Annotated in this window: 11 protein-coding genes and 3 pseudogenes; 8 read left to right on the top strand and 6 right to left on the bottom strand. The window is 68.6% G+C overall.

Going from position 1 to position 25,069, the window contains the following annotated elements; translation table 11 throughout:
- Window positions 1-62 precede the first annotated feature (62 nt).
- The 5 genes and pseudogenes from FVE89_RS16020 to FVE89_RS15995 all read right to left on the bottom strand — a co-directional run bounded on the left by FVE89_RS16020 (window position 63) and on the right by FVE89_RS15995 (window position 7,955).
- Window positions 63-2,447, bottom strand: coding sequence for a glycosyltransferase (locus FVE89_RS16020; protein WP_160534960.1), 2,385 nt, complete (start codon window positions 2,445-2,447; stop codon window positions 63-65).
- 62 nt (window positions 2,448-2,509) lie between these two features.
- Window positions 2,510-2,947 carry a hypothetical protein gene (locus tag FVE89_RS16015; protein ID WP_342389464.1) on the bottom strand — a complete coding sequence of 146 codons (438 nt, stop codon included), beginning with the start codon at window positions 2,945-2,947 and terminating at the stop codon, window positions 2,510-2,512.
- A 621-nt stretch (window positions 2,948-3,568) separates the two neighbouring features.
- A pseudogene (locus FVE89_RS31180) lies at window positions 3,569-4,204 on the bottom strand (DedA family protein); the annotation flags it as partial.
- 80 nt (window positions 4,205-4,284) lie between these two features.
- Window positions 4,285-5,298, bottom strand: a complete 1,014-nt coding sequence (locus FVE89_RS16005) for an NAD-dependent epimerase/dehydratase family protein (RefSeq protein WP_160534958.1) — start codon at window positions 5,296-5,298, stop codon at window positions 4,285-4,287.
- The gene (locus tag FVE89_RS15995; RefSeq protein ID WP_246730861.1) at window positions 5,295-7,955 is read right to left on the bottom strand and encodes a glycosyltransferase family 61 protein; all 2,661 of its coding nucleotides are present in this window, start codon (window positions 7,953-7,955) and stop codon (window positions 5,295-5,297) included. The genes FVE89_RS16005 and FVE89_RS15995 overlap by 4 nt, the downstream gene beginning before the upstream one ends.
- A gap of 292 nt (window positions 7,956-8,247) precedes the next feature.
- Here FVE89_RS15995 and FVE89_RS15990 point away from each other — a divergent pair, with 292 nt between their 5' ends.
- From FVE89_RS15990 to FVE89_RS15975, 4 genes are all read left to right on the top strand, one after another.
- A complete protein-coding gene (locus FVE89_RS15990) occupies window positions 8,248-8,907 on the top strand; it encodes a NeuD/PglB/VioB family sugar acetyltransferase (RefSeq protein WP_160534957.1) in 660 nt (219 codons plus the stop codon).
- Between the two features lie 102 nt (window positions 8,908-9,009).
- Window positions 9,010-10,119 carry a DegT/DnrJ/EryC1/StrS family aminotransferase gene (locus FVE89_RS15985; RefSeq protein WP_160534956.1) on the top strand — a complete coding sequence of 370 codons (1,110 nt, stop codon included), beginning with the start codon at window positions 9,010-9,012 and terminating at the stop codon, window positions 10,117-10,119.
- 49 nt (window positions 10,120-10,168) lie between these two features.
- Entirely contained in the window at window positions 10,169-11,941 is a 1,773-nt protein-coding gene (locus tag FVE89_RS15980; RefSeq protein WP_160534955.1) for a glycosyltransferase family 61 protein, read from the top strand.
- Window positions 11,942-11,960: 19 nt separating this feature from the next.
- A complete protein-coding gene (locus tag FVE89_RS15975; protein ID WP_160534954.1) occupies window positions 11,961-13,724 on the top strand; it encodes a glycosyltransferase family 61 protein in 1,764 nt (587 codons plus the stop codon).
- 15 nt (window positions 13,725-13,739) lie between these two features.
- On the opposite strand, the gene FVE89_RS15970 is transcribed toward FVE89_RS15975, so the two are convergent.
- On the bottom strand, window positions 13,740-16,943 hold the full coding sequence (locus FVE89_RS15970; RefSeq protein WP_160534953.1) for a rhamnan synthesis F family protein: 3,204 nt from the start codon (window positions 16,941-16,943) through the stop codon (window positions 13,740-13,742).
- A 776-nt stretch (window positions 16,944-17,719) separates the two neighbouring features.
- On the opposite strand from FVE89_RS15970, the pseudogene FVE89_RS15965 reads away from it, so the two are divergent.
- The 4 genes and pseudogenes from FVE89_RS15965 (at window position 17,720) to FVE89_RS15950 (ending at window position 24,637) form a co-directional block, all read left to right on the top strand.
- A pseudogene (locus tag FVE89_RS15965) lies at window positions 17,720-18,971 on the top strand (IS701 family transposase).
- A gap of 554 nt (window positions 18,972-19,525) precedes the next feature.
- The gene (locus tag FVE89_RS15960; RefSeq protein ID WP_246730869.1) at window positions 19,526-21,880 is read left to right on the top strand and encodes a TonB-dependent receptor; all 2,355 of its coding nucleotides are present in this window, start codon (window positions 19,526-19,528) and stop codon (window positions 21,878-21,880) included.
- 11 nt (window positions 21,881-21,891) lie between these two features.
- A complete protein-coding gene (locus FVE89_RS15955) occupies window positions 21,892-23,112 on the top strand; it encodes an MFS transporter (RefSeq protein WP_160534951.1) in 1,221 nt (406 codons plus the stop codon).
- A 219-nt stretch (window positions 23,113-23,331) separates the two neighbouring features.
- Window positions 23,332-24,637: pseudogene (locus FVE89_RS15950) on the top strand (IS701 family transposase).
- Window positions 24,638-25,069: the final 432 nt, after the last annotated feature.

Raw genomic sequence — 25,069 nt, 5'->3', positions numbered from 1 at the left:
CTCCAGACGGCCTTCTGTTCCTGAGATGCGGGCAGAGCCCCCCTGACGCGGGCGGGATCGGATCAACCCCGCTCGGCCGCCCGCTTCACCCGGTTCGTGAAGATCACCGAGAGCCACGGCACCACCTCGTGCTCGACCTCGATCGAGAGCAGCACTTCGAGGTGGAGCGCGTAAGGGAGGGTGAAGCGGAAGCCGCAGCGGGCCTCGTCCATGGTGGTCGGCATGTCGCCGAGCACCGCCGCGATCACGTCCGGCCGGTGGACATCCACCGGGATGCGCTGGACCTCGCCGTCGATCTCCGCGACCAGCGTCGCCTTGGCGCGGCTCGCCGAGACGACCCAGCCGGACAGCACCACCTGCCCGTCCTGGATCTCGGCCCAGACCCGGTCCTGGGGGGCTTCGAGATTGGCGCGGGCGAAGGAATCCGGCAATTCGCCGTCGAGTTCGGCCACGGTGCAGCCGACCTCGTATTTCTCGAAGCCGCGCCCCTCGCCGAAGATGCCCGCGAACTGCTTCTGATACTGGGCAATCCGGGCGTTCTTGATCTCCTCGGGCAGGCCCGACCACTGGCCCTTCTCCTGGACCGTGTAGACCGACAGGATCTCGCGCAGGAACGCGATCCGGCCCTTGTCGGCAACGTAGAGGTTCATCAGCCAGTCGGCCGCCGCCGCGTTCTCGTAATAGGCCTCCGGCACCCGGCGCAGGGCCTCGGCACGGTAGAAGCAGCAGGAGAAGTTGGCGGTCAGCGGCGAATTGGCCAGCACCGGGAAGCTGATCGTGCCGGTCGGGTATCGGCCCTGCTCGTCATGCGGCAGGTAGGAGCCGGTCGCCGGATAATGGAGCAGCACCCAGTTGAAGCACATGTCGAGCTTGCGGTCGTTGCGCAGCATCCGCATCTGCATGGCGATCTTGCGGTCGGACAGCCAGTAATCGTCGGCCTCGCAGAACGCGACGTAGCGGCCCGTGCAGGCGGAGAGGCAATCCTGCATGTTGCGCAGCATGCCGAGATTCTGTGGCCGGGGCCGGACCACGATCCGTTCCGGATCGCGCGCCCGGTACGATTCGACGATCCCGGCCGTCCCGTCGGTGGACTTGTCGTCGCCGATCACGACCTGCATCCGGAACAGGCCGCGCTGTCTCAGGATCCCGTCGAGGCAGCGGCCGATATCGGCGGCATGGTTGTAGGCCGTGACGATGACGCTGACGGTGAGCTGCTCCATCAGCCACGCACGCAAAGCCTCCGGCTCGCCGGAGAGGTCGTCCGGCGCGTCGAGGCCCATGTCGCCCAGGGCGTCCCGCGCGATATCGGGATTGGCCTCGATCAGCCGCCCGAGGCTCGCAACATCCTCCTCGTCGAGATAGGCCTCGGCCAGCCGGCGGAAGATCGCCTTCTGCGAGGCCTCGTAGCCCGCCGCGTAGCGGCCGCCGAAATGCCCGCGCAGCTTGCGGAAGAACGCGATCTCGGCATTGCCGAGCTTCTTGTGCCGGGCGAGTTCGGTGGCGTAGGTCGCCCACATTCCGGCGGCATGCTTGCGGTAGACCGCCATCACCTCGGGCAGGAAGCCGATGCGCCCGACCTCGGCATGCATCAGGTGGACGTACCAGTCGCCGGGGGCGATGCCCTCGTCGAACACGAACGCCTCGGCGCCGTGATAGCGCCAGCGGTAGAGCACGCTGTTGGTCTGGACGAAGTTGTGGGCCACGAGGTCGGACAGCGACGGCTGCGGGCTGCACTGCTTCGGGTAGATCTCCTCGACCCCCGGCATGTCCTCGTAGACGACCCGCACCGGGTGGAAGCAGAGGGTGAATTCCGGGCGCGCCCGGAGAAAATCGACCTGTTTCTGGAGCTTGCGCGGGTCGGTCCAGTAATCGTCGCCCTCGCAGATCGCCACGAACTCGCCGCGGGCGCGCGCCGTGAGATCGGCGAAGTTCTTGTTGGGGCCGAGGTTCTCGGTGCGCAGGACCGCTACGAGGTTGGGATGGCGCGCGGCGTATTCGGCGATGATCTCGGCGGTGCCGTCGCTCGACCGGTCGTCGCCGACCAGCAGTTCGAAGGGGAAGTCCGTGACCTGGCCGAGGATGCTCTCCAGGGTCTGCCGGATGAACGCCGCCTGATTGTAGCTGATGCACAGGACGGAGACGACCGGCCGGTTCCAGGCCGGCGCAGGCTGCGTCTCGGCCCGCGCCCGGACCCAGGCCGCGAAGGGATTGGCGAAGCTGCCGTCGAAGGTCTCGTCCGGCGGCGCGGTGAAGTCGGCCCGGGGCTGGCGCCCCAGGCGAGCCCCGTACTTCACGTAATGTTCGAGGGGCGACAGGTCGGTCAGGCCGACCTCGGGATAGCGCGTCGCGTACCAGATGTGGTCGAACTGCCCGCTCGCGTAGATCGTCGCGAAATCGTCCTGCCACGGCTCGAGCGCGGGTGCGGCTTCTCCTGCACCGTCCTGCATCAGTCAGATCCCTCGCAGATCGCTCGAACGCGCGTCAGCGGGCCGCTTCTCCGACCAGACCCTCAGAGGGGGCTGGGGAGGCGCCCTTCCTCGGAGCCGTGATTGTAATAATGCTGCGTCGGGTCCGCGCCGGCATTCGCCACATCGTCGTTGCACGCGAGGTAGAACTGGCGGTCGAACAGCCCGGAGGTTTCGAGCCATTCGAGCATCGTCGCCTCGGGGACGACGGGGGCCCGATCGGGCGTGGCCGCGGCGGCCTCGCGGTAGAGATGCGCGAACCGGGCGATCCGGGCGGCGACCTCCTTGGCGGCGGGGCGGCGCACCGAGGAGGCGACGACGCTCGATTGCTCACCGGGCCGGCGGCGCTGAAGGTCGGCCTCCGCGAGGCGGACCAGACGGGCCAATTCGCCCTGCGCCTCCTTGAGCCGTGCCTGCGTCTCGGCGAGTTCGGCCCGCAGCGCTTCCACGTCCTCGCCCAAGGTCGGCTCCGTCTCGGTCACGACGTCCGACGAGGCATGCGCACACGGCCATGTACGCGCCCCATGGGCAGGATCGGCCGGAAACCGGCGCGTTGAAGTGCCCCTGTCGGGTGAGGCGGGGTGATACGATCGGCCTCCGGACCGGTCAACCCTGCGCCCCGATACCATCGATCCCTTGCCGTGCAGGCGCTTGCCGTCGGAGCCGAAGCGAGCCGACCGGACGAGCACCAATCCCCCGCCGGCTCATGCGGCCAGTCTGATCCCGCTCTCTGTCTCACCCCCGGAGGCGGCCGATGATCCCGGGTATCTCAGGCGCCAGCCGACCAGCGTCAGCAGGACGGCCGGCACGAGGAGCATCAGCAGCAGGCCGACGATGCTGACATGGCCGACAAGGCGCCCGTAGAGCCCACCCGTGACCCCATAGTACCATGACGTGAGCGTCATGCCGGTGGCCGAGACCATGAGGATCGCGGGGATCTTGAACCAGAGGGGCAGGGCCTCCGGCCGCCGAACGCGCGTCGCGGACGTGCCGGTCGGCTTCTGGCCGGTGCCGCGCGTCGCGAGGAGCGCTTCGACCTGCCGCTCGAAATCCACCTGGGCGGCGCCCTGCGGTACCGACGGGCCGGCCGCCAGACCCTCCATGAGCGGACCCGGGATCGCTTCCTCGGCGGCGACCATCAGGCGCGCCTCGTGCCGGCGCATGAACAGCCACAGCGCGACCGCGCCGAGCAGCACGAAGGCGAGCAGCCCGAGGCCGACCGGCCCCATGACGTTCTCGATCGAGCGGCCGCAGAGATAGGCGCCGAAGCCCATGATCGAGGCCCAGGCGACGCCGCCGAGCGCGTTGAAGGCCATGAAGCGGCGCGCGTCGAGCTTGTTCACACCGGCCAGCACCGCCGCGTAGGCGCGCAGCATCGCGGTGAAGCGGCCGAAGAACACGATCTTCCCGCCGTGCCGGCGGAACAGGTACTGGCCGAGCTTGAGCCGCCCGTGATCGAGGCCGATCAGGTGGCCCTTGCGCAGGAGCAGCGGCAGGCCCCAGCGGCGGCCGACCCAGTAGCCGGCATTGTCGCCCAGGATCGCGGCGGTCGCGGCGATCGCCACCACGACGGCGATGTTGATGTTGCCGGTGCTGCCGGCATAGGCCGCGGCGGTCAGCAGGACCGTCTCGCCGGGCAGGGGCAGCCCCGCGCTCTCCAGCGTGATGATGACGAAGATGGCGACGTAGCCGTAATGCGCGATCAGGTCGGCGATCGGCAGATCGTGTAGGAAGGACATGCGGTCTCCTCGCGGATCGGCGCGCGGATCGGATGGCCGCGCTGTCGCCGACAATCGTGGCCACTCCGGGGCGGGCCGCGTCAGGTCCCGCGGATGAGACGCGGACGCGCCGACTCCGCCAGATGGGCCCGCATCCACGCGATGGTGCCGACGAGGCCGTCGCGCAGCGCGACGCGGGGCTGCCAGCCGAGTTCGGACCGGATCAGGGTCGTGTCGAGGACGTTGGCGGGCACATCGGCGGCCCGGCTCGGCCTGTGCACGCAGGGCAGATGGTCCCGCCCGAAGGCCGCTCGAAGCTCAGCGATGATCTGGTTGACGCTCAGGCCCACGCCGCTGCCGACGTTCAGGACCTTGTGCGGCCCGTCATAGCTCACGGCGGCCAGGAACGCGTCGCTGACGTCGTCGATGTGGAGGAAGTCGCGCACCACCGCGCCGGTGCCCCAGACCTCCAGCGGCTGATCCATCAGGACGCGGTGGATGTAGCTCCCGATCAGGCCCTGGTGCTTGGTGCCGAGCTGGAAGCGGCCGTACGGATTGGCGATCCGGAGGATCTGATAGTCGATCCCGTGCAGGTGGCGGTACAGGTAGAGCGACTTCTCGATCATCAGCTTGCTGATGCCGTAGGCCGAGATCGGATCGGTCGGCGCCTGTTCCGGGATCGGGATGGTACGCGGAATCCCGTAGATCGCGCCGCCGGTGGACGCGAACACGAGCTTCCGGATCCGGGCCGAGCGGCAGATTTCGAGCAGGTGCAGGGTGGCGATCGGCGTGGCCGCGAGTTCGGCCGACGGATCCCGGTTCGAGCTCTCCGGGATCGACCCGGCGATCAGGTGGAAGACGACGTCCTGCCGCTCGACTGCGTTGGCGATGGCGAGGCGGTCGGCGAACTGGCCGGTCACCCGGGCGACGCGCCGGTCGAGCAGCGCGGGCTGGGGATGGCTCCGGCTGAAGCAGGTGACCTCGGCCCCCGCCTCGGCGAGGCGGTTGCACAGGTTCAGCCCGAGGAAGCCGCTGCCGCCCAGGACGAGGCAGCGCAGCCCCGACAGGGACGGCGCGGGATGGACCCGCCGCGCGCCCTGCGGGGTCTCGCTCATGGCCGATCTTCGACGCCGGGCTGAGCCGGCGTGTGGGCCGGCGGGTCATCCTCCGGCAGCCCGTCGGCGTCGGTTGGATCCGTCTCGCGCGCGGCGATCATGCGTTCGACCAGGGCCAGGGCAGAGTCTTGCAGTGCCTGCCGGGTCGGCTCCAGCGGCGCCTTCCCGTAGGCCCGGGCCGCCGCGTAGGCGGCCGCGTAGGCCGCGTCCCAGCCGGCGGCGAGGATCCGCGGACCGGCGGCCTCCAGATCATCCCGGATGGCCGCCCACGCGGCCTGATGCGCCGCGTCCCAGGCTGCGGACCGGACGGCGGACCCGGTCTGCCGGAGGGTGAGGTTCGCGACCTTCGCCCGCTTGCGCGCCCGCTCCAGATGATCGCACCAGGCGGCGAGATCGGCGCTATCGGTCAGCGCCGGCCGATCGGCCAGGGCGTCCCCCTCAACGTTCAGCTTGGCGAGGCGGAACCACGCCGGCAGATGGGTGCGGACGAGCCAATCGGCCACCATCCCGGCCCGGCGGCGCTCCAGCGCATCCGAGCCGCGCGTGCCCACGAGGCGCGGGACGAGCGGCAGGATCAGGGCATCGCGCACCTCCTGGGGCAGTCCGTCGCTCCAAGTCCGGATGAAGGCCGCGAGGCTCGGCGAGGCGCAGGCGGGCTGATCCGAATGGGGCTCGCCGGCCACGTAGGCCACCGCCTCCAGGGCGCACAGGCCGGACGCCGGATCCGGGTGCGGCCCGGCCGCGAGCGTCGTGACGCGCGCGAGCCGGTCCGGGTCGACGCGCGCGGGCGGATGCCGACGCCCGGATGCGCCGCGATCCGGCACCCCGATCGGCCGGTCATCCGCGGCCGGGGGCGGGAACCCGGCCGGTACGCCGGTGGCGATCTCGGCCTCCAGCGCCGCCACGGCGGCCACGACCTTCGCCGGATCAACGGTATAGCTCACGTGGAAGGCGTGAACGCCGGGCCGGTGAAGGGTGCGACCGCGCAGGAACAGGATCCGCGCGCCCCCGGCCTCGATGTAGCTGGCATAGCCCCGGAAGTTGAACGACAGCTCCTCGTGGATCAGGCCCAGGATCCGGCACCCGGGCCGGCAGAACAGGGCGTTGCTCAGGGCCGAGCTCGACGAGCCCACCACCAGGGCGGCGGAATGGAACGCATCGACCTGTTCGAGGAACGACATCGTCTCCGGGTAGATCACCTCGAAGCCCAGGGGAGCCAGCCGCTCGGCGATCTCGGCCTCGTTCACCAGGGCGCGCTGGCTGAAGGCCCTGCGCGAGATGAACAGGCGCCGGTCGGTGCGGTCCGAGAGCACCCCGCGCTCCCGGGCGCGTTCGAGGATCTGCGCGCGCACCGCCGCGAAAACATCGGCCGGCCAGACCGTGTCGTAGAAGGGGCGGCCCGGCTTCACGTCGAAGGGGAAGAAGGCCGGCACCGGCGCTAGACCGAGGCGCCCGAACGCGACCGGCCGGGGCGGCAGCTTGATCACGGGCCGGTCGCGCGTGTCGAGCAGGCGCAGGATCTCCTCATGCGAGGCGGGCATGTGGTCGTCGATGCAGAGCGGGATCCCGTCCGGGCAGCGCGGGTCGTTGTAGCAGAGCATCCGCGGCACATACTCGCAGAACCAGTGGCCGTAGTTCCGGCTCTGAAGACCGAACATCATCAGCCCGGCCTCGACCCGGTGCGGATCCTCGGGCATCTCCACGAGGGCACGCGTGTCGCCGAACGCGGCCATCATGATCTGATCGGGATTGACCCCGTCCTGCAGCAGGATGTCGGGCCGGCGCGGATGTGCGGCGACGTCGTAGACGAGCTTGTCGCCCGCGATGACGACGTTGCTGCGCGGGAAGGCGTGGGCGCCGTCGAGAAAGGCGAGGTATTGCGGCGGCATGTCGAGCTCGCCCGGCTCGGAGGTGAGGGCAGGGGACGGCTCGAAGAAGCGCAGGTCGGGCGGCGCGATCCGCCGCCGCGGCCGCAATTCCGTGTACGAGGCCCCTCCGCCCGCGGCGAGCGCCTCGGCGGTGACGATGTCGTAGACGCGCAGGGGCCCGGAGCCATAGACGTGGCGCACCGGCTCGTGCAGCGCGATCGCCTCCGCGTAGCGGCCGTCCGGGAGCAGGGCATCGATCTGCAGCCGGCGCAGGTTTCTGACCTTGGTGCTCAGGGCGCTGCCGTCCTCGGTCGTGACGCCGTCGTCACCGCCGTTCAGCTCGTAGGCCAGCCGGTAGCATTGCACGCAGGCCTCCGGCTCCTGTCCGCACTCGGCGGCCCAGCCGAGCCTCATCAGGGTGGCGACGCCCGCGCGGACGGCGGCGGGGCTGCCGTCCGCGCGCAGGCTGAGGATCGCGGTATTGGCCTCCGCGTAGCGGCCACGCCCGCAGAGATCGCGCAGCCGCGCGTCGACGGCGGCCAGAGCCCAGCGCTCCCGATCCTCGGGGACGATCGAGCCGATCAGGTCGTAGGTGTCGGCGACGGCGGCGAGCTGGTCCTCGCCCTCGAGCCGGAACGCGAGCGCCTCGAGGTGCCGCCGCAGGCGCGCCGTGCGGGTGCCGGCGTCGCCTTCGGCGGCGATGAGCGCGCCTAGCCGCGCGAGGACGTCCGACGCGGTGTCGCGATTGACCGTCCGGATCAGGTCGATGAACGTCTCCGTCGGCCTCATGTCCGTCCCACGCTCTCCGCGTACGCGCTGGTCGGCCCCCGCACCGGCGCGGCGCCGCTCCCGGCGGTCTACTGGAATGGCGGCACCGTGACGAGGCATCCCGATCCCCGGGCTTTCCGCGATCGTCGGCCCACCCGTCGATCCGAAACCTCGCCTCTGGAGAGCCCGCGGAGACTCGTGTAAGGGCAGGGCCCCGGACAGCCAGGAAAGCCCAGCAGGGGACCTCGCGCATGGACGTTCGCCCGAGCGGCAGGCAGCCGCCAGCGCCGAGACGGTCGCGGCGCACGATACGATGACGGTCCGCCTCGTCCTGTATGGTGCGGGCGCCCTCGCGCGCGAGATCGTCGACGTCCTGGAGCGCCTGAACGCGCAGGGCACGCCGATCGACCTGCAGGCGAGTATCGTCGATCCCGGGCTCGACGCACCGGAGATGTTCCGCGGCCGGCCGGTGGTCCGGGATGTCCGCGCCTTCGCGGGCGACGAGAGCCTGCGCTTCGTCGTCGCCCTCGGCGAGCCGGAGCCCCGGGCCCGGGCGGTCGCGCATCTGCGGGAGGCGATCGGCGCGCGCTTCACCTCGATCATCGATCCCGGCGTGCTGATCGGTGCGAGCAGCCGGATCGGCGCCGGTGCGGTGATCCTCGGCCATTCCTCCGTGACCGCCGATGCGCGGCTGGGCGAGCACGTGCTGATCAATCCGGGCTGCACCGTGGCGCACGACGACGTGCTGGAGGATTTCGCCACGCTGAGCCCCGGCGTCCATCTGGCCGGGCATGTCCGCGTGGGGGAGGGTGCGTTTCTCGGCACGGGGGCCTGCGTGATCCCGAAGATCCGGATCGGCGCGGGCGCGGTGGTCGGGGCCGGCGCCGTGGTGATCCGGAACGTGGCACCGGGCCAGACCGTGTTCGGGAATCCAGCCCGTGCCCTGCCGGCCCGGCCCGTTCGACACAGCTGAGCGGCGCCTTCCGCGGGGGTGCCCCGGCATGTATAGCGGGCCGCGTCACCTGAGCGTGCGGATGAGGATGGTGGCGGCCGACAGTCAGGACGTATCTCGACCATGATCCCCGTGCTCATTCCAAGCTTGCCGGAGACGGACGCGATCGTCCCGTATCTGCGCCGGATCGACCAATCACACATTTACAGCAATTACGGCCCGCTCTCCCGCGAGTTCACGGCCAGGCTCTGCGGCTTCGTCTCGGAGCGCGCCGGCGGCGCGCCGGTCTCCGCGACGATCACCGGCAACGGCACGAGCGCGATCGAGCTCGCCCTGCGCTACCGCATCGGCGGCCGGCGCGGCGGGCTCTGCCTGATGCCCGGCTACACCTTCATCGCCACCGCGCACGCGGCGGTGAATGTTGGCCTGGAGCCGTTCTTCGCCGACGTGGATCCCGAGACCCTGTCGCTGACCCCCGCCATCGCCGAGCGGGCGCTGTCGGCGGCCGGAGGGGATGTCGCCGCCGTGGTGGTGGTCAGCCCGTTCGGGGCGCCGATCGATATTCCCGCCTGGGAGGCTTTCGAGGCGGCGCACGGGATTCCCGTCGTGTTCGACGCCGCAGCCGCGACGCTGAACCTCACCCATGTCGGCGCGCAGCCGGTCTGCGTGAGCCTGCACGCCACCAAGGCGCTCGGGATCGGGGAGGGGGGCGCGATCCTCACGACCGATGCCGCGCTGGTGGCGCAGACCACCGCGATGACCGGGTTCGGCTTCTCGGCGAGCAGCCGGGTCTCGGAGGTGCGCGGCGGGAATTTCCGGATCTCCGAATACGCCGCGGCAATCGGCCTGGCGGCCTTCGACGGTCTCGAGGCACGCATCCGGCAGTTGCGGGAAGCCTCGCTCACCTATCGCGAAGGTTTCGACCGGATCGGCGTGCGCATGCAGCCCGGCTTCGGGACGGAGTGGCTGACCATGACGGTCAACGCACTGTTCGAGCCCGGAGCGGCCGATGCCGTGACGGCGGCGTTCGACGCGGCCGGCATCCAGTGGCGGCGCTGGTACGGGACCGGCTGCCAGGCGCATCCCGCCTTCGCGACGTGCCGGCATGACGGCCTCGCGCAGACCCCGGCCGCCTCCGCGGGCGCCATCGGGGTGCCGTTCTTCCCGGCGATCACCCGGGATCAGATCGGCGAAGTCTGCGCCTGCGTTGAGCGGGCCCTGGCGGCGCGCTGAGGCGGCGCGCGACGGCGCTTCCGGATCACGTGAGGAACGGTCGGTATCGATGCGGGACGACTTTCGGCGGATCCTGACGCAGGCCAATCGGACGAACGGCGCCGCCACCCTCGACACGATCGCGGGCGTCCTCGCGGCCCTGGCGGAGGATCGCGCCGAGACCGCGGCGCAGCACCTCGCGACCCTCGCCTTCCGGTATCAGGGCGAGGACAGGTTCGATCTGGCCGCCCGCGCCTACGGGCTGGCCGCCCAGGCCTCGCGCGCCCGAGCCGCGCAGTACCACCTCGCCGCCCTCCGGACGGGCATCGTCGATCGCTGCCGGCGGCAGGAATTCGACGGGGTGGAGGATCTCCTGGAGGCGCTGCGTCGAGCCAAGGCGGCGGCCGGAGACCGCGGGCAGGACGACCCGTCGCTGATCCACATCGCCTGGGATTACGAACTCGCTGGCGATGCCGAGAGCGCGGTGCGCGGCTACCTGCTGGCGCGGATCGCGCGGGACACATTGGGCGGCCAGGCCCTCACGATCGATGGCGACGCGATCGAGCGCAAGATCCGGAACCTGCGCAGCCTTCAGATGACCGCGCTCGCCGAGGCGGGCCGTCACGAGGAGGCGCAGGCGCTGCACGATCGGACACGCACGATCCTCGGGCTCGGGCCGGTGCGGATCTACGACATCGTCTCCGCGCGTCAGGCCGCGGCGCAAGGGGAGGGCGACTATCGCGAACTCGTCGGTTCCCGCCGGATCGCGGAGCCGGAGATCCGCTTCCTCGAAGGACCGGTGGCGCTGACCTCCGTCTGCGGCACCCTGGACGCCCCGCCGCAATACGTCGCCCGGTTCAAGGATTGCCTGACCTTCCCGCGCAGCAACATCGTGCTCCAGGGCAGCCGGCTGATCTACGACCTCGCCGCGCATCCCGACAGCGGCATCGCCGACATCAAGGACGGGAAGAACGCCGATCAGATCATGACGGCCGTCTACGGGGGCGGGCGCGCCCTGGTAGAGGAGCCGGCCGAGGCGCGCAGCCTGGATTCCGGCCTGATGATGTTCGGGCTCCAGAGCAGGAATTACGGCCACTGGCTGCTCGAGTTCGTGCCGCGGATGCTGTGGTTCAACGATCCCGCCTGCCCCGCCGGCTTCCCGATCTGCATCGACGATCACATGCCGGAGACGCATCGGCAGATCGTGGAACTGCTCGACAGGCGGGGACGACCGATCATTCCTCTTCCGGCGCAGGCCGTCCGCTTCAAGGAGCTGGGAGTCGCTCCGGTTCCGACCTTCTTCCCGTTCGACGTCCGACCGGGCGTGCCGGTCTACGACTCGGTCTGGCCCAAGGACATCCTCGGCGCCATGCGGCGCGCCGTGTTCGAGAGGCTCGCGGCGCGGGGGGTGGATCTGCGGCCGACCGGGCGGCGGATCGTCCTGTCGCGGAAGGGTTTTACGCAGCGCCAGCTCGTCAATGAGGCCGAGATCATCAACGCCCTGGCGCGCTACGGCTTCGAGGTCGTGTACCCGGAAAAACTGTCCTTCATCGAGCAGATCGCCCTGTATCATTCGGCGGACGTGATCGTGGGCTCCGCGAGTTCCGCGATGACGAACACCATCTTCTGCAACGACAAGGCCCGCGTCGTCGCGCTGATCCACGAGAACCGGTCGTTCAACTTCCGCGGCTATACCAGCATGATCGGGTCGAGCGGCGCCCAGGTCCTCTACATCCGGGGGACGACGGTGCCGGGAGAGAAGACGCATCCGTTCCACGCCAACTACACGGTCACGCCCCAACAGGTGCTGCGCGGACTCGAACGCGTCGGCGTCGGCCCGTAGCGGGCGGAGACGAAGCGATATGCGGCCGACGGCGGCCTTCCTCGACCTCGTCCGGTCGATCGACAGCGGCAACGCTCCAACCCAGCTCGAGACGCTGGCCGCCCTGCTCACCGCGGAGCCTCCATCGGGGCCCCGCGCGTCCGCGACCCTGCGGCACCTCGAAGCCCTCGGCTTCCGGCTCGAGGGCGGTGGCCGGTTCGGGGATGCGGCGCGCGCCTACGAGCTCGCCGCCGCGATTGACCCGCACGACCCTCAGCGCTGGCGCCGGATCGCCAACACGGCGCGCCTGCGCGACCTCATCGGACAGGAGCGCTGGGACGACGCGTCGGCGTTCGTCGCCGAGATCCGGGGGGGGAACGAGGCAGCAGCCCCGACGCTGCTGCAACTCGGCTGGGATCACGAGTGCCGCGGCCGCGCGGAACCCGCCGTCCAGTGCTACCGGCTCGCCTACGAACTCAACGGCGGCGATGCCGGCCTCGCGACCGTGGACGGGAACAGCCTCAGCCAAAAAATCCGGAACCTGCGGATCCTGCAGATGAACGCCCTGGCGGAGGCCGGCCGGCACGAGGAGGCCGTGGCGCTGCATGAGAGCACCCGGTCGATCGTCGGCCTCGGACCCGTCGGCATCTATCGTCTCGTCTCGGCCCGGCAGGAAGCCGCGGAGGGGCACGGACACTATCACGAGATGCGGCCCGGCCGCAGGATCGCCGACCCCGCCGTGACGTTCCTCGACGGCGCGATCCCCCTGACCTCCCAGCCGGGGATCCTCGACGCACCGCCGCAATACGTGGCGCTCTTCCGGGATTGCCTGACCTTCCCCCGCAGCAACGTCGTGCTCCACGGGGAGCGCCTGATCTACGACCTCGCGGCCCATCCGCTGAGCGGGGTCGCCGACATCAAGGACGGGGTCAATCCGGGTCAGATCATGACGGCCGTCTGGGGCACGGGACGTGCCCTGGTCGAGGCGCCTTCGGAGACGCGCGAGATCGACGCCGGCCTGATGCTGTTCGGGTTCCAGAGCCGGCAATACGGCCACTGGCTCCTCGAATTCGTCCCCCGGATGCTGTGCTTCAACGATCCCGCCTGTCCCTCGGGATTCCCGCTCTGCGTCGATGACGGGATGCCGGAGACGCACCGCCAGATCATCGCCCTGATGGACAGCCGCGACCGGCCGATCGTGACGCTGCCGCCGGTCGCGACGCGGTTCCACGAACTCGGACTCGCGCCCGTGCCGGCCTTCTTCCCGTTCGATACCCGGCCCGGGCTTCCGATCTACGACGCGATCTGGCCGCAGGACATCCTCGCCGCCGTGCGGGACAGGATCCTCCGGCGGCTCGCCGCGGAGGGGGTCGATCTCCGCCGGACCGGACGGCGCATCATCCTGTCCCGGCGGGGGTTCACGCAGCGCCAGCTCGTCAACGAGGCGGAGATCGTCGAGACGTTGCGGCCCCATGGGTTCGAGGTCGTCCAGCCCGAACAGCTCACCTTCGCCGAGCAGGTGCAGATGTATCACGCCGCCGACATCATCGTCGGATCGGCCAGTTCCGCCCTGATCAACTGCATCTTCTGCCGGCCGGGCGCCCGGGTCGTGGCGCTCGCCCACGAGAGCCCGGAATTCTACTTTCGCGGCTTCACCAGCTTCGTCGAGTCCAGCGGCGCGCGCCTTCTGTTCGTCCGCGGAACCACGCTGCAGGCGGAGGGCGTCCACCCGATGCACGCGAATTACATGGTGGCGCCGGCGACGATGCGGCGGGCCCTGGAGGCGGTCACGGCCGCCCCTTGATCCGCTGTCGGCACCTCAGCCGGAGGTCGGGTTCTCCGCCGCGGCGTACACCCTGTGGATGGGCAGACCGCAGAAATCGTCCTCGACGCCGAGCGTCCGCATCGGTTCGGACGGGGTGGCGATCAGCCCCTGCATCAGCAGGCGCAGGAATTCCTGCGGCCCCTTCCGCGGGATGTCGGCCAGGAGCAGGTCCGGCCCGTAGAGGTCGAGCGTGTCGGTGATGTACTGCTCGGCGCCGGCATGCAGCTCGGCGAGGACACCGTGCTCGGCCGGGGTCCGGGGATCCGCCTTGAACAGCGGCGCGATCCGTTCGCCCGTGGTCTCGTAGCCCACGACCTGCCCGTGGGGGGCGGTCAGGAAGGCCTCGACGGCGAGGCCGTGGGCCAGGACGGGGAGCGCCGACGTCTCGGGATTCTCGGTGCCCGCGCGGAAGCAGCTGAAGGCCGCGCCGCCATCCGTCTCGACACCCTGCGCCGTGTCGAAGGTGGTCATGTAGAAGCCGATCAGCGGCTGGCCGAGCGCCATCTGCATCATCTTCTGGATCGTGGCCGAGTAGCCGACATCGACCACCGCGTGGTGGCCCCCGGCATCGAGACCCTCCTGCCGGGCGTAGGCGCGGAACCGCGCGTTCATGTCCGCGCCATGGGCGGTGATCTCCGGCTGGAGGTCCGTCATGATACGCTCGACCACCGAGGCATCCCCCGGGAGCCGCACGTCCAGGCGGTCCAGCCCGTGATGCGCCGGGGCGGTGAAGCTCGCCCGGTTCCAAAGGAGCCCCTGGAGGCTGCCCACGTAGCGGCCGGCCCCCGTCACCAGATCCGGACGGAATCCCCGGCCGAGGGCCGCACCGATCGCCACCTGCCGGGAGACATGGAAGTAGCTGCCCTCGGGCAGGTGTTGGAGGCCGTAGCGCTCCCGGATCAGCTGGTAGACCTTGACCAGGAAGTCGCCCTCGCGCGCGAGGAAATACAGCCGCTCGACGCGGCGCAGGACCTCGTGCCGGATCAGCCAGGACATGAACAGCAGCATGAGCGGCCCGAACACGACGGAGCCGACTTCGCGGGCCGAGCCGAGCGTCAGGTAGGGTGGGCCGGCCCGGTCGAGGAACGGGTTCCGGCCGAGCGTCAGCATGGCGTGGCCGATGACCAGATCGGACGGCCACGTCCGCGCCAGATCGCCCTCGTCCCGCACGAATCCGCTCTGCGCCAGGATCTTGGCCGGGTGCGCGACGTGCAGATAGGGGATCCGCCGGTCGCAGGCTGCCTGGATGTCGGAATGCTCGTTGTCGCCGACATGCAGCCAGCGGGCGCGCGGCACCGCTTCGGCCTCCTCCACGTGGCGCCACAGGTCGCCCCGGTCCTTGCGGGCGCCGACCGCGTTCGACACGTAGAGCGCCGCGAACAGGTCGGCGACGCCGATCGCCTGGAGGATGCCGCGGATGTCGGCCTCCTCGTAGTAAGTATCGGTCATCAGGACGATGCGCTTGCCGCGTTCGTGCGCCACCTTGAGGATGGCGATGACCTCCGGCCGCGGATGCAGGGCGCCGAGATCGATCCGCTTCTCCAGCGCGTGCGCCCGCGCGACCACGTCGCCGGTGATCGTGCCGGACGCGGCAAGCTCCGCGTAGATCTCCGACAGGTTGACGTCGCCCTGGTGGTGCTTGCGCGCCCGGACCCGGTTCTCGGCGGCGCGGCGCTCCGCGAAGAGCGGGATGGGTCGACCTTCCTCCGTGGCGATGCGGTGCTCGACGAGCTTGAGCACCGCATCCGGGCGCCGGGCCGGACGGCTCACGAGGGTGTCGAACAGGTCGAACGAGACGAGGTCGACATCCTCCAGCGCAAGCAGCGCCTGATCCTGGTTGCGGGCGCTGTACTGGTGCCAGTTGCGGGCGCTGCTGTCGAAGCGGGCGAGCCCGCGGTCGTAGTCGAAGCACACGGCGCGGTAGCCCTGTGACCGGCACACGATGGGGATCACCCGCTCGATCGCGTGGGCGAGGGTCCCATCGGTCTGGCCGTGTTCCTCAGGGAAATCCTGGGGGGTCAATCCGGCGGTCAGCAGCGGGCGCAGGGCATCGACCCGCGCCCAGAACATGCCGCCGACCGGGTAGTCGAGGTATTCGTCGAAGCCGTCGTAGGGCAGGCCGAGGCGAGCGAGCAGGCCGTAGCCGGGGCCGATATTGGCGAGCCATGTATGCGCCCAGTAGACGATGTGCGCGCTGGTTTCGGGGAAGAACAGGCCGATCCGGCTGTCGTCCTCGAACAGGGAGAGGGCGATGGCGGCACAGGCGGCGTTCGCGAACAGCGCCCGGTAGATCTCGTCGCGCCAGCGCGTCTGCTCCGCGCCGCTGAACAGCGATTTCTTGGTGTGGACGTGGAGCACGAGGTCGTAGCGCAGGATGTCCTGCGCGAACACGGTGACGAGCGGACCGAAATTGCGGCCGCGGTTCTCGGCCCGCACGACCCGGCACCGGTCGGCGAGTCCGGCTCGGGCCGCGGCCGCCTCGATCGCCCCCTTTTTCCCGGACTGATCGGTCGAGACCAGCAAGTCGAACCGCGGGATCGCCCGCACGAGGTGGGGCAGGAGTTCCTCGAACACGTCGACATAGAAGGCGTGCACAACGACGACGATGCAGGCGGATACGGTCTCCCGTAGGACGATGGGTCGTGTCTCGATCACACGCGCCTGGGCGTCGCGGCTGCAGGCGAGGCGGATGGGTCGGCCCTCCGCGCGCCCGCTTTTCAGGTAATGCAGCAGCGGGTTCAGGCCAGCTTCGGCCACGTCGGCATTGGTGCCGAGATACCAATTCCCATCAAACAGGGGGCCGGGATTCAGACCGCGCGCTGCGCCCTCGCGAAGATAGTGCCGCGCCGCTTGGTTCGGCGGCAGGTCGGGGGCGTGGTTCGTCCGGTACCAATCCGCGTCGAACAGTGCGGAGCCTTCGATCGGCGCCAGCGCCGCCGGGTCGGTGAAGGGGCAGATCGGCCGCCCCTCTGAGCGCCCATCATTCAGGTAATGCAGCAGAGGGTTCTGACCTGCGGCGGCGACGTCGGCGTTGTTGGCGAGGTACCAAGGTCCATCAAAGCGTGGGCCTGGGCTCAGCCCGCGTGCGGCGCCCGTCTGCAGATAATGCCGCGCAGCCCGATCCGCAGTCACGTTGGGGGTCTGTGTCGCCCGGTACCAACCCGCGTCGAACAGATCGGAGCGTTCGATCCGCGCCACCGATGCCGGGTCGGCAACCGGGCAAACCGGCCGTCCCTCGGCTCGTCCGCAATCCAGATAGTGCAGCAGGGGGTTGAGCCCCGCCGCAGCGACATCGGGGTTGTCGGCGAGGTACCAGGGCCCATCAAAGAAGGGGCTCGGACTTAATCCGAGCGCGGCGCCATGTTGCAAATAGTGCCGCGCAGCCTGGTCAAGCGACACCGTGGGCGCCTGCGTGGCTTGATACCACGCGGCATCGAACAGCTCCGAATGAGCGAGCCTTCGTTCTGCTGAGCGGCTGTCCGAAACAACATCAAGGGTGCGCAGCGCCCACCGGAACACATCACGAAAAATCATCCTGGTCTATCGAATTGAGCTAGACATTTCGATTGATCTATCCCCGATCGGCTTCGAGCATTGATGTCGATTCGCGCGCTCCGGTCCGCGTCGCCCGCAAGCCAGAGCGAGGATTCTTGACAGATGACGACCGAATCCTCGCCCCAATCGGAGTGGCATTAACGAATTTACCCGATCTCACACAAGTTGCACAGGACATCGAAGTTTTGTTATGTTGAGCCGCGATGGCGGACTTGCTCCAATATCCCCGATCGCCAAGCCGAATGTCAGCTATCATGCCTTCGACGCTACTCTTCTAATTCCTTACATTCATCTTGTCACGTACAGTTGACCGCCCAGAGGCAATCTAGCGTGTCACGCAATGCCCGTCCAATCCACCGCCGCCGACAGGCGCAGCCGCGTCAGCATGGTTGCCCTATTACTACAGCCGGGTTTGCGCGTTGTCGTTGTGGAGGTTGTCCATGACGAGGGTGACGGCTGGGGGTTCAGCCGAGGGGCTGCGTGGATTGGATGAAGTGCTGGCCCGGATCGGCGGCCGGTTCGGCCGGGCCGAGCCGCGTCGGCGGGCTGCGGCCTACCTGCGCGGTCTTCTGGCGCCGGTGGAGCGTAAGAACGGCTGGCAGCTGGCCGAGGCCGTCGGCGATGCCACGCCGGATGGGGTGCAGGAGTTCTTGAGCCGGGTGCGCTGGGACGCGGACGCGGTGCGCGACGACCTGCAGGCCTATGTGGGCGATCACCTGGGCGATCCGAACGCGGTGCTGGTGCTGGACGATCCTTCGACACGCTCAGGATGAGGCCGGCTTCCTGAAGAAGGGGGTCGAGTCGGCCGGTGTGCAGCGGCAGGATACCGGCACGGCCAGGCGGATCGAGAACGCGCAGGCCGGCGTGTTCCTGGGCTATGCCGGCTGCCACGGTCACGCGCTGATCGACCGGGCGCTGGACCTGCCCCGATCCTGGACGGACGACCGCGCCCGCTGTCGCGCGGCGCACGTGCCCGATGCGGCCGGGTTCGCGACCAAGCCGGCGCTCGGCCTGGCCAGGCTGGAGCGGGCGCGCGCCGCGGGGCTGGCGTTTGCCTGGATCGCGGGCGAGAGCGTGTACGGGGCCGATCGGACCATCCGGCGCTGGGCGCAAGCCTATGGGCTCGTCGACGTGCTGGCCGTGACCACGGGCCAGCGGCTGGCGATGCGTCCGGTGGCGGCGTGGTTTGCCGATCAGCTCGCCGCACGGCCCGAAGACGCCGCGCCGGTCTGGCAGCGGTTGAGCGCGGGCGAGGGCGCCCAGGGACCGCGCCTGTACGACTGGGCCTGCATCGCCCATCGCGGTGGCGCACCCGGCTTCCGATGTGCGCTGCTGGTGCGTCGCTCGCTGTCCGATCTCGTGCGGATCGCCGGCCGGCGCTGGACCAGCGAGAGCAACTTCGAGCAGGCCAAGGGCGAGGTCGGGCTCGACCAGTACGAGGTGCGTTCCTACGTCGGCTGGCACCGACACGTCACCCTGGCGATGCTCGCCCATGCCTACCTTGCCGTCCTGCGCCGGGCGGCTATCGGGGGGTGGGCTGACGCAAGACCGCGCCGCGGATCTTCTGCCGCTGACCGTGCCCGAGATCCGGCACCGGCTCGCCGCCCTCGTCGGGCTGTCCCGGCCCGAACCGCCCGCGATCCTGCGCTGGTCCGTCTGGCGCCGCCGTGATCAGCAACGCGCCAAGCAAGCCCACTGGCGACGACGAACCCAGCACGCCAAAACGCCCGCCACACAACGCCAACACCATGAAACCCGGCTGTCATACTAGAGCCGAAGCCGAACGGGTTGCGGAAGATCTGTTTCCCCGGCTCGCCCTCGCCCTGAGATCTTCGGGGCCGCTTCGCCGCACCTCGCGATGAGGCGAGGACGGGAGGGCAGGTGATCCAACAGGGTCGGATACGGCTCAGGGGCAAAAGTAGATGGAGGGGAAGACGGATCACTCAACCCGAACGGGACGGGACGAAGGCTGAATAAGCTATTTCGGTCAAGCATCGGCGTCCGCCCGCGTCGAATCATGGGTACATCCCCAAACCTTTCCGCGCAAGATCGCGAAAACAACTTTCATATGACTCGATTTATTACGATTCTAAACTTAGAATACCTTTCGTGAATTCGTTGACCGACCTTCGGTCCTGTGCAAATGCGCCGCGATAGCCCTGGGATGGCAACGCGACTTGCCCTCCGTGCGCCGGGCCATCCGTTGGACTTGAAGGTTGTTCGTGATGCGGAACTGCGGGGCAACGATCGATCGACACCATCGATCGGGAGATCGGGGCAATCGCACAAAACGACCGCTCCCGACGATCCTCCTGACCGCCGTCGCCTTTCTGCCCGGCATTTCACAGGCGCAAAACTTTTCGGCACGGCAAGTATTGCCGGCTGAGACTTCGCCGTCTCCCGAGTTAAGTACTGCGCCAGTCAGGCGGCAGGGAGGGCAGACCGAGAAAGCGGCAAGAGAAGCACGGGTCAACGGCAGCCATCGCACCCAGCGGGATGCGGACTTCGCCGAAACAATGGTCGAACTGGAGCCGGTCACCGTCACGGCCCGTAAACAGAGTGAAGATCCCCAAAAGGTTCCGATCAGCCTGACGGTGGTGCCGGATGCCGGCGCGACCGTGGCGCCATCCGCTTCGAACGCGTCCCTGGCCCGCTCGGTGCCGAACATGACCTTCTTCGACGGAGGCGGGATCTATGGAAATACGTTCAGTATTCGCGGGATCGGTTCCATATCGCCGCTCTCGTCGGACGACACCTCGGCGGTCATGTATGTCGATGACGTTCCGCAACCGGCGTACGGGATCGCGCCGAGTCTACTCGATACGGAACGGGTCGAAGTCCTGCGGGGCCCGCAAGGCACTCTCCTCGGACGCAACACGCAAGCCGGCGCGGTGAACGTCGTGAGCAGGCGTCCCACCTTCGACCGGGCCTTCTCGCTCGGCGGTGAGGTCGGCAGTCACGGTTATGGACTTGGACAGTTCACGGCGAACGGCACGCTCGTTCCCGATACGCTCGCAGGCCGGCTTGCCATGCGCTGGAATGGCTTCGGCGGCGACATTCCGAACATTGCCGCCGGTGGAAAGGAGGGCGACCTGAACATCGGGGCGGCGCGCGGCAGCCTCCTCTTTACCCCCGACGATCGGACCGAGGCATTGCTGGCCTTCAACTACGGCCGCGAAACGACGCACTCTCCGCGCTTCATGCTGCGCGACGCGCCCGGCTTTCCCGTCAGCGCGACGGATCCCAAGACCCTTGCGGAAGGAGAGACAGGAAGCGGCAATCTGCGCATCCGTCACGAATTAGATACCTTCGTGCTGAACAGCCAGACCGCCTTTCAGCGAGGTACGTCGCGCACCGACAATGATGCGACGGATGCGCTTGTCTATGCGCGCATGCCGCGCCGGCCGGGGACGATTGCGGCCTACGCCATTCCCGGCGCCGATATGCTCAACTTCTCGCTTCGGGAAGACACGGTCCTGCAGGAGTTTCGGGCGTCATCCTTGCCGGATAGCCCGTTCGCATGGACGACGGGCATCAACTACTACCGCCTGGATTCGCGTGCAGGCCGCGATGGACACGCCTTATCGGCGCCGTTCAACCTGCAAGGCGGCGTGCAGGACAATCACCTGCTGGTCAACAGCTACGCCGCTTTCGGCGAGGTGACGTTGCCCGTCACGAAGCGGTTGAAGGCGACGCTCGGCTTGCGCGGCACCCATGAGGAAAAGGCGGCGCGCTACCAGTATAGCGGCAACGGCCTGCCGGGTCTCCCGGTCCGATATTCGCAGAACGCTTCGCTCGACGACGACTTTCTGACCGGTCGCGCCGTTCTGAGTTATGATTGGACGCCGGACACGATGACCTATGCCTCGATCTCTCGCGGCTACGTCACGGCCGGATTCCCGACCTATTCCTTCAACAGCAGCTTCGCCAAGCCGGAGACTGCTTTCCCGGCCTCGACAAGCTGGACCTACGAAACCGGCTTCAAGTCCAGGCTGCTCGATGACAGGCTGACGCTGAACGGTTCAGCTTTCTTCAACGATGTGAAGAACGGTCACCTGCTCCTGTTTTCCACGGCTCGTGTCGCCTTCTCGACGGTCGCGCTCGATTATCAGACCTATGGGGGCGAACTTGAACTCGCCGCGAAGGTCACGCCCGACTTCGATTTCCTCGGAGGGGTCGGCTACACTCACGGAGAGCTGAAGAACGTTCCCGCTGGCAGTGCATCCGGCATCAAATCAGGCAATCGCGTCCCCAATGTGCCGGAATTCACTGCCAATATCGGCGCGGAGTATCGCTGGTCGGCGGAATCCTTCGGGCTGCCGGGACGCTTCGCCGGACGTGCCGGTTATCAATTCGTCTCCGATCGCGCGGCCGATATCGCCAATACCTTTAATCTGCGTGCCTACGGTATCGTCAATGCCAAGCTGACGTGGCAGGACGGCGATGTCGCCGTCTATGCTTTCGCCACCAACCTGCTTGACGAGCGCTACGAAGCCTGGGGCCAACTTTTCGGCAATGTCCCAACTGTTCGCGCCGGACAAGGACGGGTCGTCGGTGTCGGCACCTCTTTCGCCTTCTGAGAGAGGCCGGCATGAAAGTTCAGGACACGCCTTCGAGCCGCACTGCCGGCCCGCTGCTTGCTTCGACTTCGCTGCTCTATGCCGCCTTCGGTATGATCTATGGCGTCATGCAGGGCGGATTGCCGCCGGTGCTGCGCGCCCGTGGTGTCGATCTCACGGCGATCGGCTGGAGCTTTATCATCCTCGTGCCCTTCGGCCTGACGTTTCTATGGGCGCCGCTGATCGACTGGTTCAAACCCATTCGGAACGCGCCGAAAATCGGCTGGATCGTTCCGATGCAGATCCTGATCGCGATGATTCTCCTCGTGGTCGCGGAGGGCGAGACGTTCCCGCCTGCCGTCTTAATGGCCCTTGGTCTGATCATCGCCTTCGCCGCCGCGACGATGGACGTGGCGCTCGATGCGCTCTCGACGTCGAGCGTTCCGCCGCATCGTCGCGCGGCGGCCGGAGGTCTGAAGGTCGCGTCCCTTGCGGTCGGCTCGATAATCGGTGGCGGCCTGTTCGTCGTGCTGGCGGAGAACCTCGGCTGGATCATCACCTTCCGGCTCTGCGCGGGCGCCTCGGTGATGGCCACGCTCCCCATCCTGCTCAACTGGCGATGGGATTCTCGTGTCGAGGGCGCAGGAAGCGCGCATCCCGATCTCCTCGCGATCTTCCGCGATCCCGACCTGCGGGGAAAGCTGGCGCGATTGACGCTGGCCTCCTGCGTCATGGTCACGTTGTTGTTCTTCAATCGCATCATGCTCGTCGATCTGGGCATACCCGTGCCCGTCATCGGTTTGATCGTCGGGATGGGCGCACCGCTGGCCGGCCTGGTCGCGGCGGTCGCTGCCGTCCCCATCCTGCGGCGCATGGGTGCGAGCAATGGCATTCTGATCTTCACTGCCATCTGCCTCATCGCCTGTGCCGCGATGGGCATCGGCGCGTGGCGCGGGGAGCCAGCGCTTGCGGTGGCCGGGGCGGTCATTGTCACGGCCGGAACGAACGGCTTCTTCGCGATCATCTGCGCGGCCACGCTCGGCTGGGCGCAGGGCAGCCAGCCGGCGACCGACTATGCGCTGCTCTATGGCGTCAGCCGGCTCGCGGCGACCCTGGTCGCCATCGCCGTGGCGCGCCTTGCCGCGATGATCGGCTGGCCACTGTTCTATGCCGGCGCAGCCTGCGGCCTCGTGGTCATGGGCACGCTCGTGCGAAGCGCATTCACAGAGCGGCGCGCCAGCTCAATGCAATAAGCGCGACGCGGACCTCATCAACAACCGAACTGGCAGTGGACTGCAGCCAGCTCGGCCTATCTCACCCTGCTTCCAAAGCAATCGCTCGTCCAAAAGTGCTTTCTGCAATCCATGGATCGCAGAAAACACTCCAATTCATTGTCTTTGCTGCATTTTCTAATGCTGAACCGGCATCCACTTCGGCGCAGAGCGTTCTATTACTACAGCCGGGTTTGCGCGTTGTCGTTGTGGAGGTTGTCCATGACGAGGGTGACGGGGGCGGGTTCAGCCGAGGGGCTGCGTGGGTTGGATGAAGTGCTGGCCCGGATCGGCGGCCGGTTCGGCCGGGCCGAGCCGCGTCGGCGGGCTGCGGCCTACCTGCGCGGTCTTCTGGCGCCGGTGGAGCGTAAGAACGGCTGGCAGCTGGCCGAGGCCGTCGGCGATGCCACGCCGGATGGGGTGCAGGAGTTCTTGAGCCGGGTGCGCTGGGATGCGGACGCGGTGCGCGACGACCTGCGGGCCTATGTGGGCGATCACCTGGGCGATCCTTCGACAAGCTCAGGATGAGGCCGGCTTCCTGAAGAAGGGGGTCGAGTCGGCCGGTGTGCAGCGGCAGTATACCGGCACGGCCGGGCGGATCGAGAACGCGCAGGCCGGCGTGTTCCTGGGCTATGCCGGCTGCCACGGTCACGCGCTGATCGACCGGGCGCTGGACCTGCCCCGATCCTGGACGGACGACCGCGCCCGCTGTCGCGCGGCGCACGTGCCCGATGCGGCCGGGTTCGCGACCAAGCCGGCGCTCGGCCTGGCCAGGCTGGAGCGGGCGCGCGCCGCGGGGCTGGCGTTTGCCTGGATCGCGGGCGAGAGCGTGTACGGGGCCGATCGGACCATCCGGCGCTGGGCGCAGGCCCATGGGATCGGCTACGTGCTGGCCGTGACCACGGGCCAGCGGCTGGCGATGCGCCCGGTGGCGGCGTGGTTTGCCGATCAGCTCGCCGCACGGCCCGAAGACGCCGCGCCGGTCTGGCAGCGGTTGAGCGCGGGCGAGGGCGCCCAGGGACCGCGCCTGTACGACTGGGCCTGCATCGCCCATCGCGGTGGCGCACCCGGCTTCCGATGTGCGCTGCTGGTGCGTCGCTCGCTGTCCGATCTCGTGCGGATCGCCGGCCGGCGCTGGACCAGCGAGAGCAACTTCGAGCAGGCCAAGGGCGAGGTCGGGCTCGACCAGTACGAGGTGCGTTCCTACGTCGGCTGGCACCGACACGTCACCCTGGCGATGCTCGCCCATGCCTACCTTGCCGTCCTGCGCCGGGCGGCTATCGGGGGGTGGGCTGACGCAAGACCGCGCCGCGGATCTTCTGCCGCTGACCGTGCCCGAGATCCGGCACCGGCTCGCCGCCCTCGTCGGGCTGTCCCGGCCCGAACCGCCCGCGATCCTGCGCTGGTCCGTCTGGCGCCTCCGCCATCAGCAACGCGCCAAGCAAGCCCACTGGCGACGACGAACCCAGCACGAAAAAACGCCCGCCACACAACGCCAACACCATGAAACCCGGCTGTCATACTAGGGGGCTAGCCCGACGCCCGTACTCTTTGACGAGCCTGCGCGAAGGATGACCCGGGTGAAGGAGCGCTCGACGATCCAACGGTGCGGCGGCGGCCCGAAGCTGCGTTCGGCCTCAGACAGCGTCACCCCCGCCAGCTTGATCTCCCGTTTGATGCCGTGCTCGCGGGCGGCCGCCGCTGGCTTCTCGCGCGTGGAACTGTGATCCGCAAAGGCGACCCCGATGCTGTCGCCGGTGGCCGCCTGCGCGCCTCCGGCTAACGGACCAACCCGAGCGTAATCATCGGCATTGGCGGGCGTGACATGCCGCGGCAGGGGGCGAGGGTATCCGTTGCCCTGTCTAGAGCTATTCCCGCCTATGTAGCGACGGCCAAGTCATCTTCGTAACCAGCAGCAGTGAGACTGTTTCGGCACTCG

Source organism: Methylobacterium sp. 2A (assembly GCF_009806555.1).
GTDB lineage: Bacteria > Pseudomonadota > Alphaproteobacteria > Rhizobiales > Beijerinckiaceae > Methylobacterium.
Note: the sequence above shows the minus strand (reverse complement) of the source record. Positions and strands in the feature narration are given on the sequence as shown.

What these genes read in the sequence shown, in the direction of transcription:
- FVE89_RS15955 (WP_160534951.1), top strand. Translation starts at nt 21,892, where the DNA reads ATGAAAGTTCAGGACACGCCTTCGAGCCGCACTGCCGGCCCGCTGCTT.
- FVE89_RS15960 (WP_246730869.1), top strand. Translation starts at nt 19,526, where the DNA reads ATGCGGAACTGCGGGGCAACGATCGATCGACACCATCGATCGGGAGAT.
- FVE89_RS16005 (WP_160534958.1), bottom strand. Translation starts at nt 5,298, where the DNA reads ATGAGCGAGACCCCGCAGGGCGCGCGGCGGGTCCATCCCGCGCCGTCC.
- FVE89_RS16020 (WP_160534960.1), bottom strand. Translation starts at nt 2,447, where the DNA reads ATGCAGGACGGTGCAGGAGAAGCCGCACCCGCGCTCGAGCCGTGGCAG.
- FVE89_RS15995 (WP_246730861.1), bottom strand. Translation starts at nt 7,955, where the DNA reads ATGAGGCCGACGGAGACGTTCATCGACCTGATCCGGACGGTCAATCGC.
- FVE89_RS15980 (WP_160534955.1), top strand. Translation starts at nt 10,169, where the DNA reads ATGCGGGACGACTTTCGGCGGATCCTGACGCAGGCCAATCGGACGAAC.
- FVE89_RS15990 (WP_160534957.1), top strand. Translation starts at nt 8,248, where the DNA reads ATGACGGTCCGCCTCGTCCTGTATGGTGCGGGCGCCCTCGCGCGCGAG.
- FVE89_RS15975 (WP_160534954.1), top strand. Translation starts at nt 11,961, where the DNA reads ATGCGGCCGACGGCGGCCTTCCTCGACCTCGTCCGGTCGATCGACAGC.
- FVE89_RS15985 (WP_160534956.1), top strand. Translation starts at nt 9,010, where the DNA reads ATGATCCCCGTGCTCATTCCAAGCTTGCCGGAGACGGACGCGATCGTC.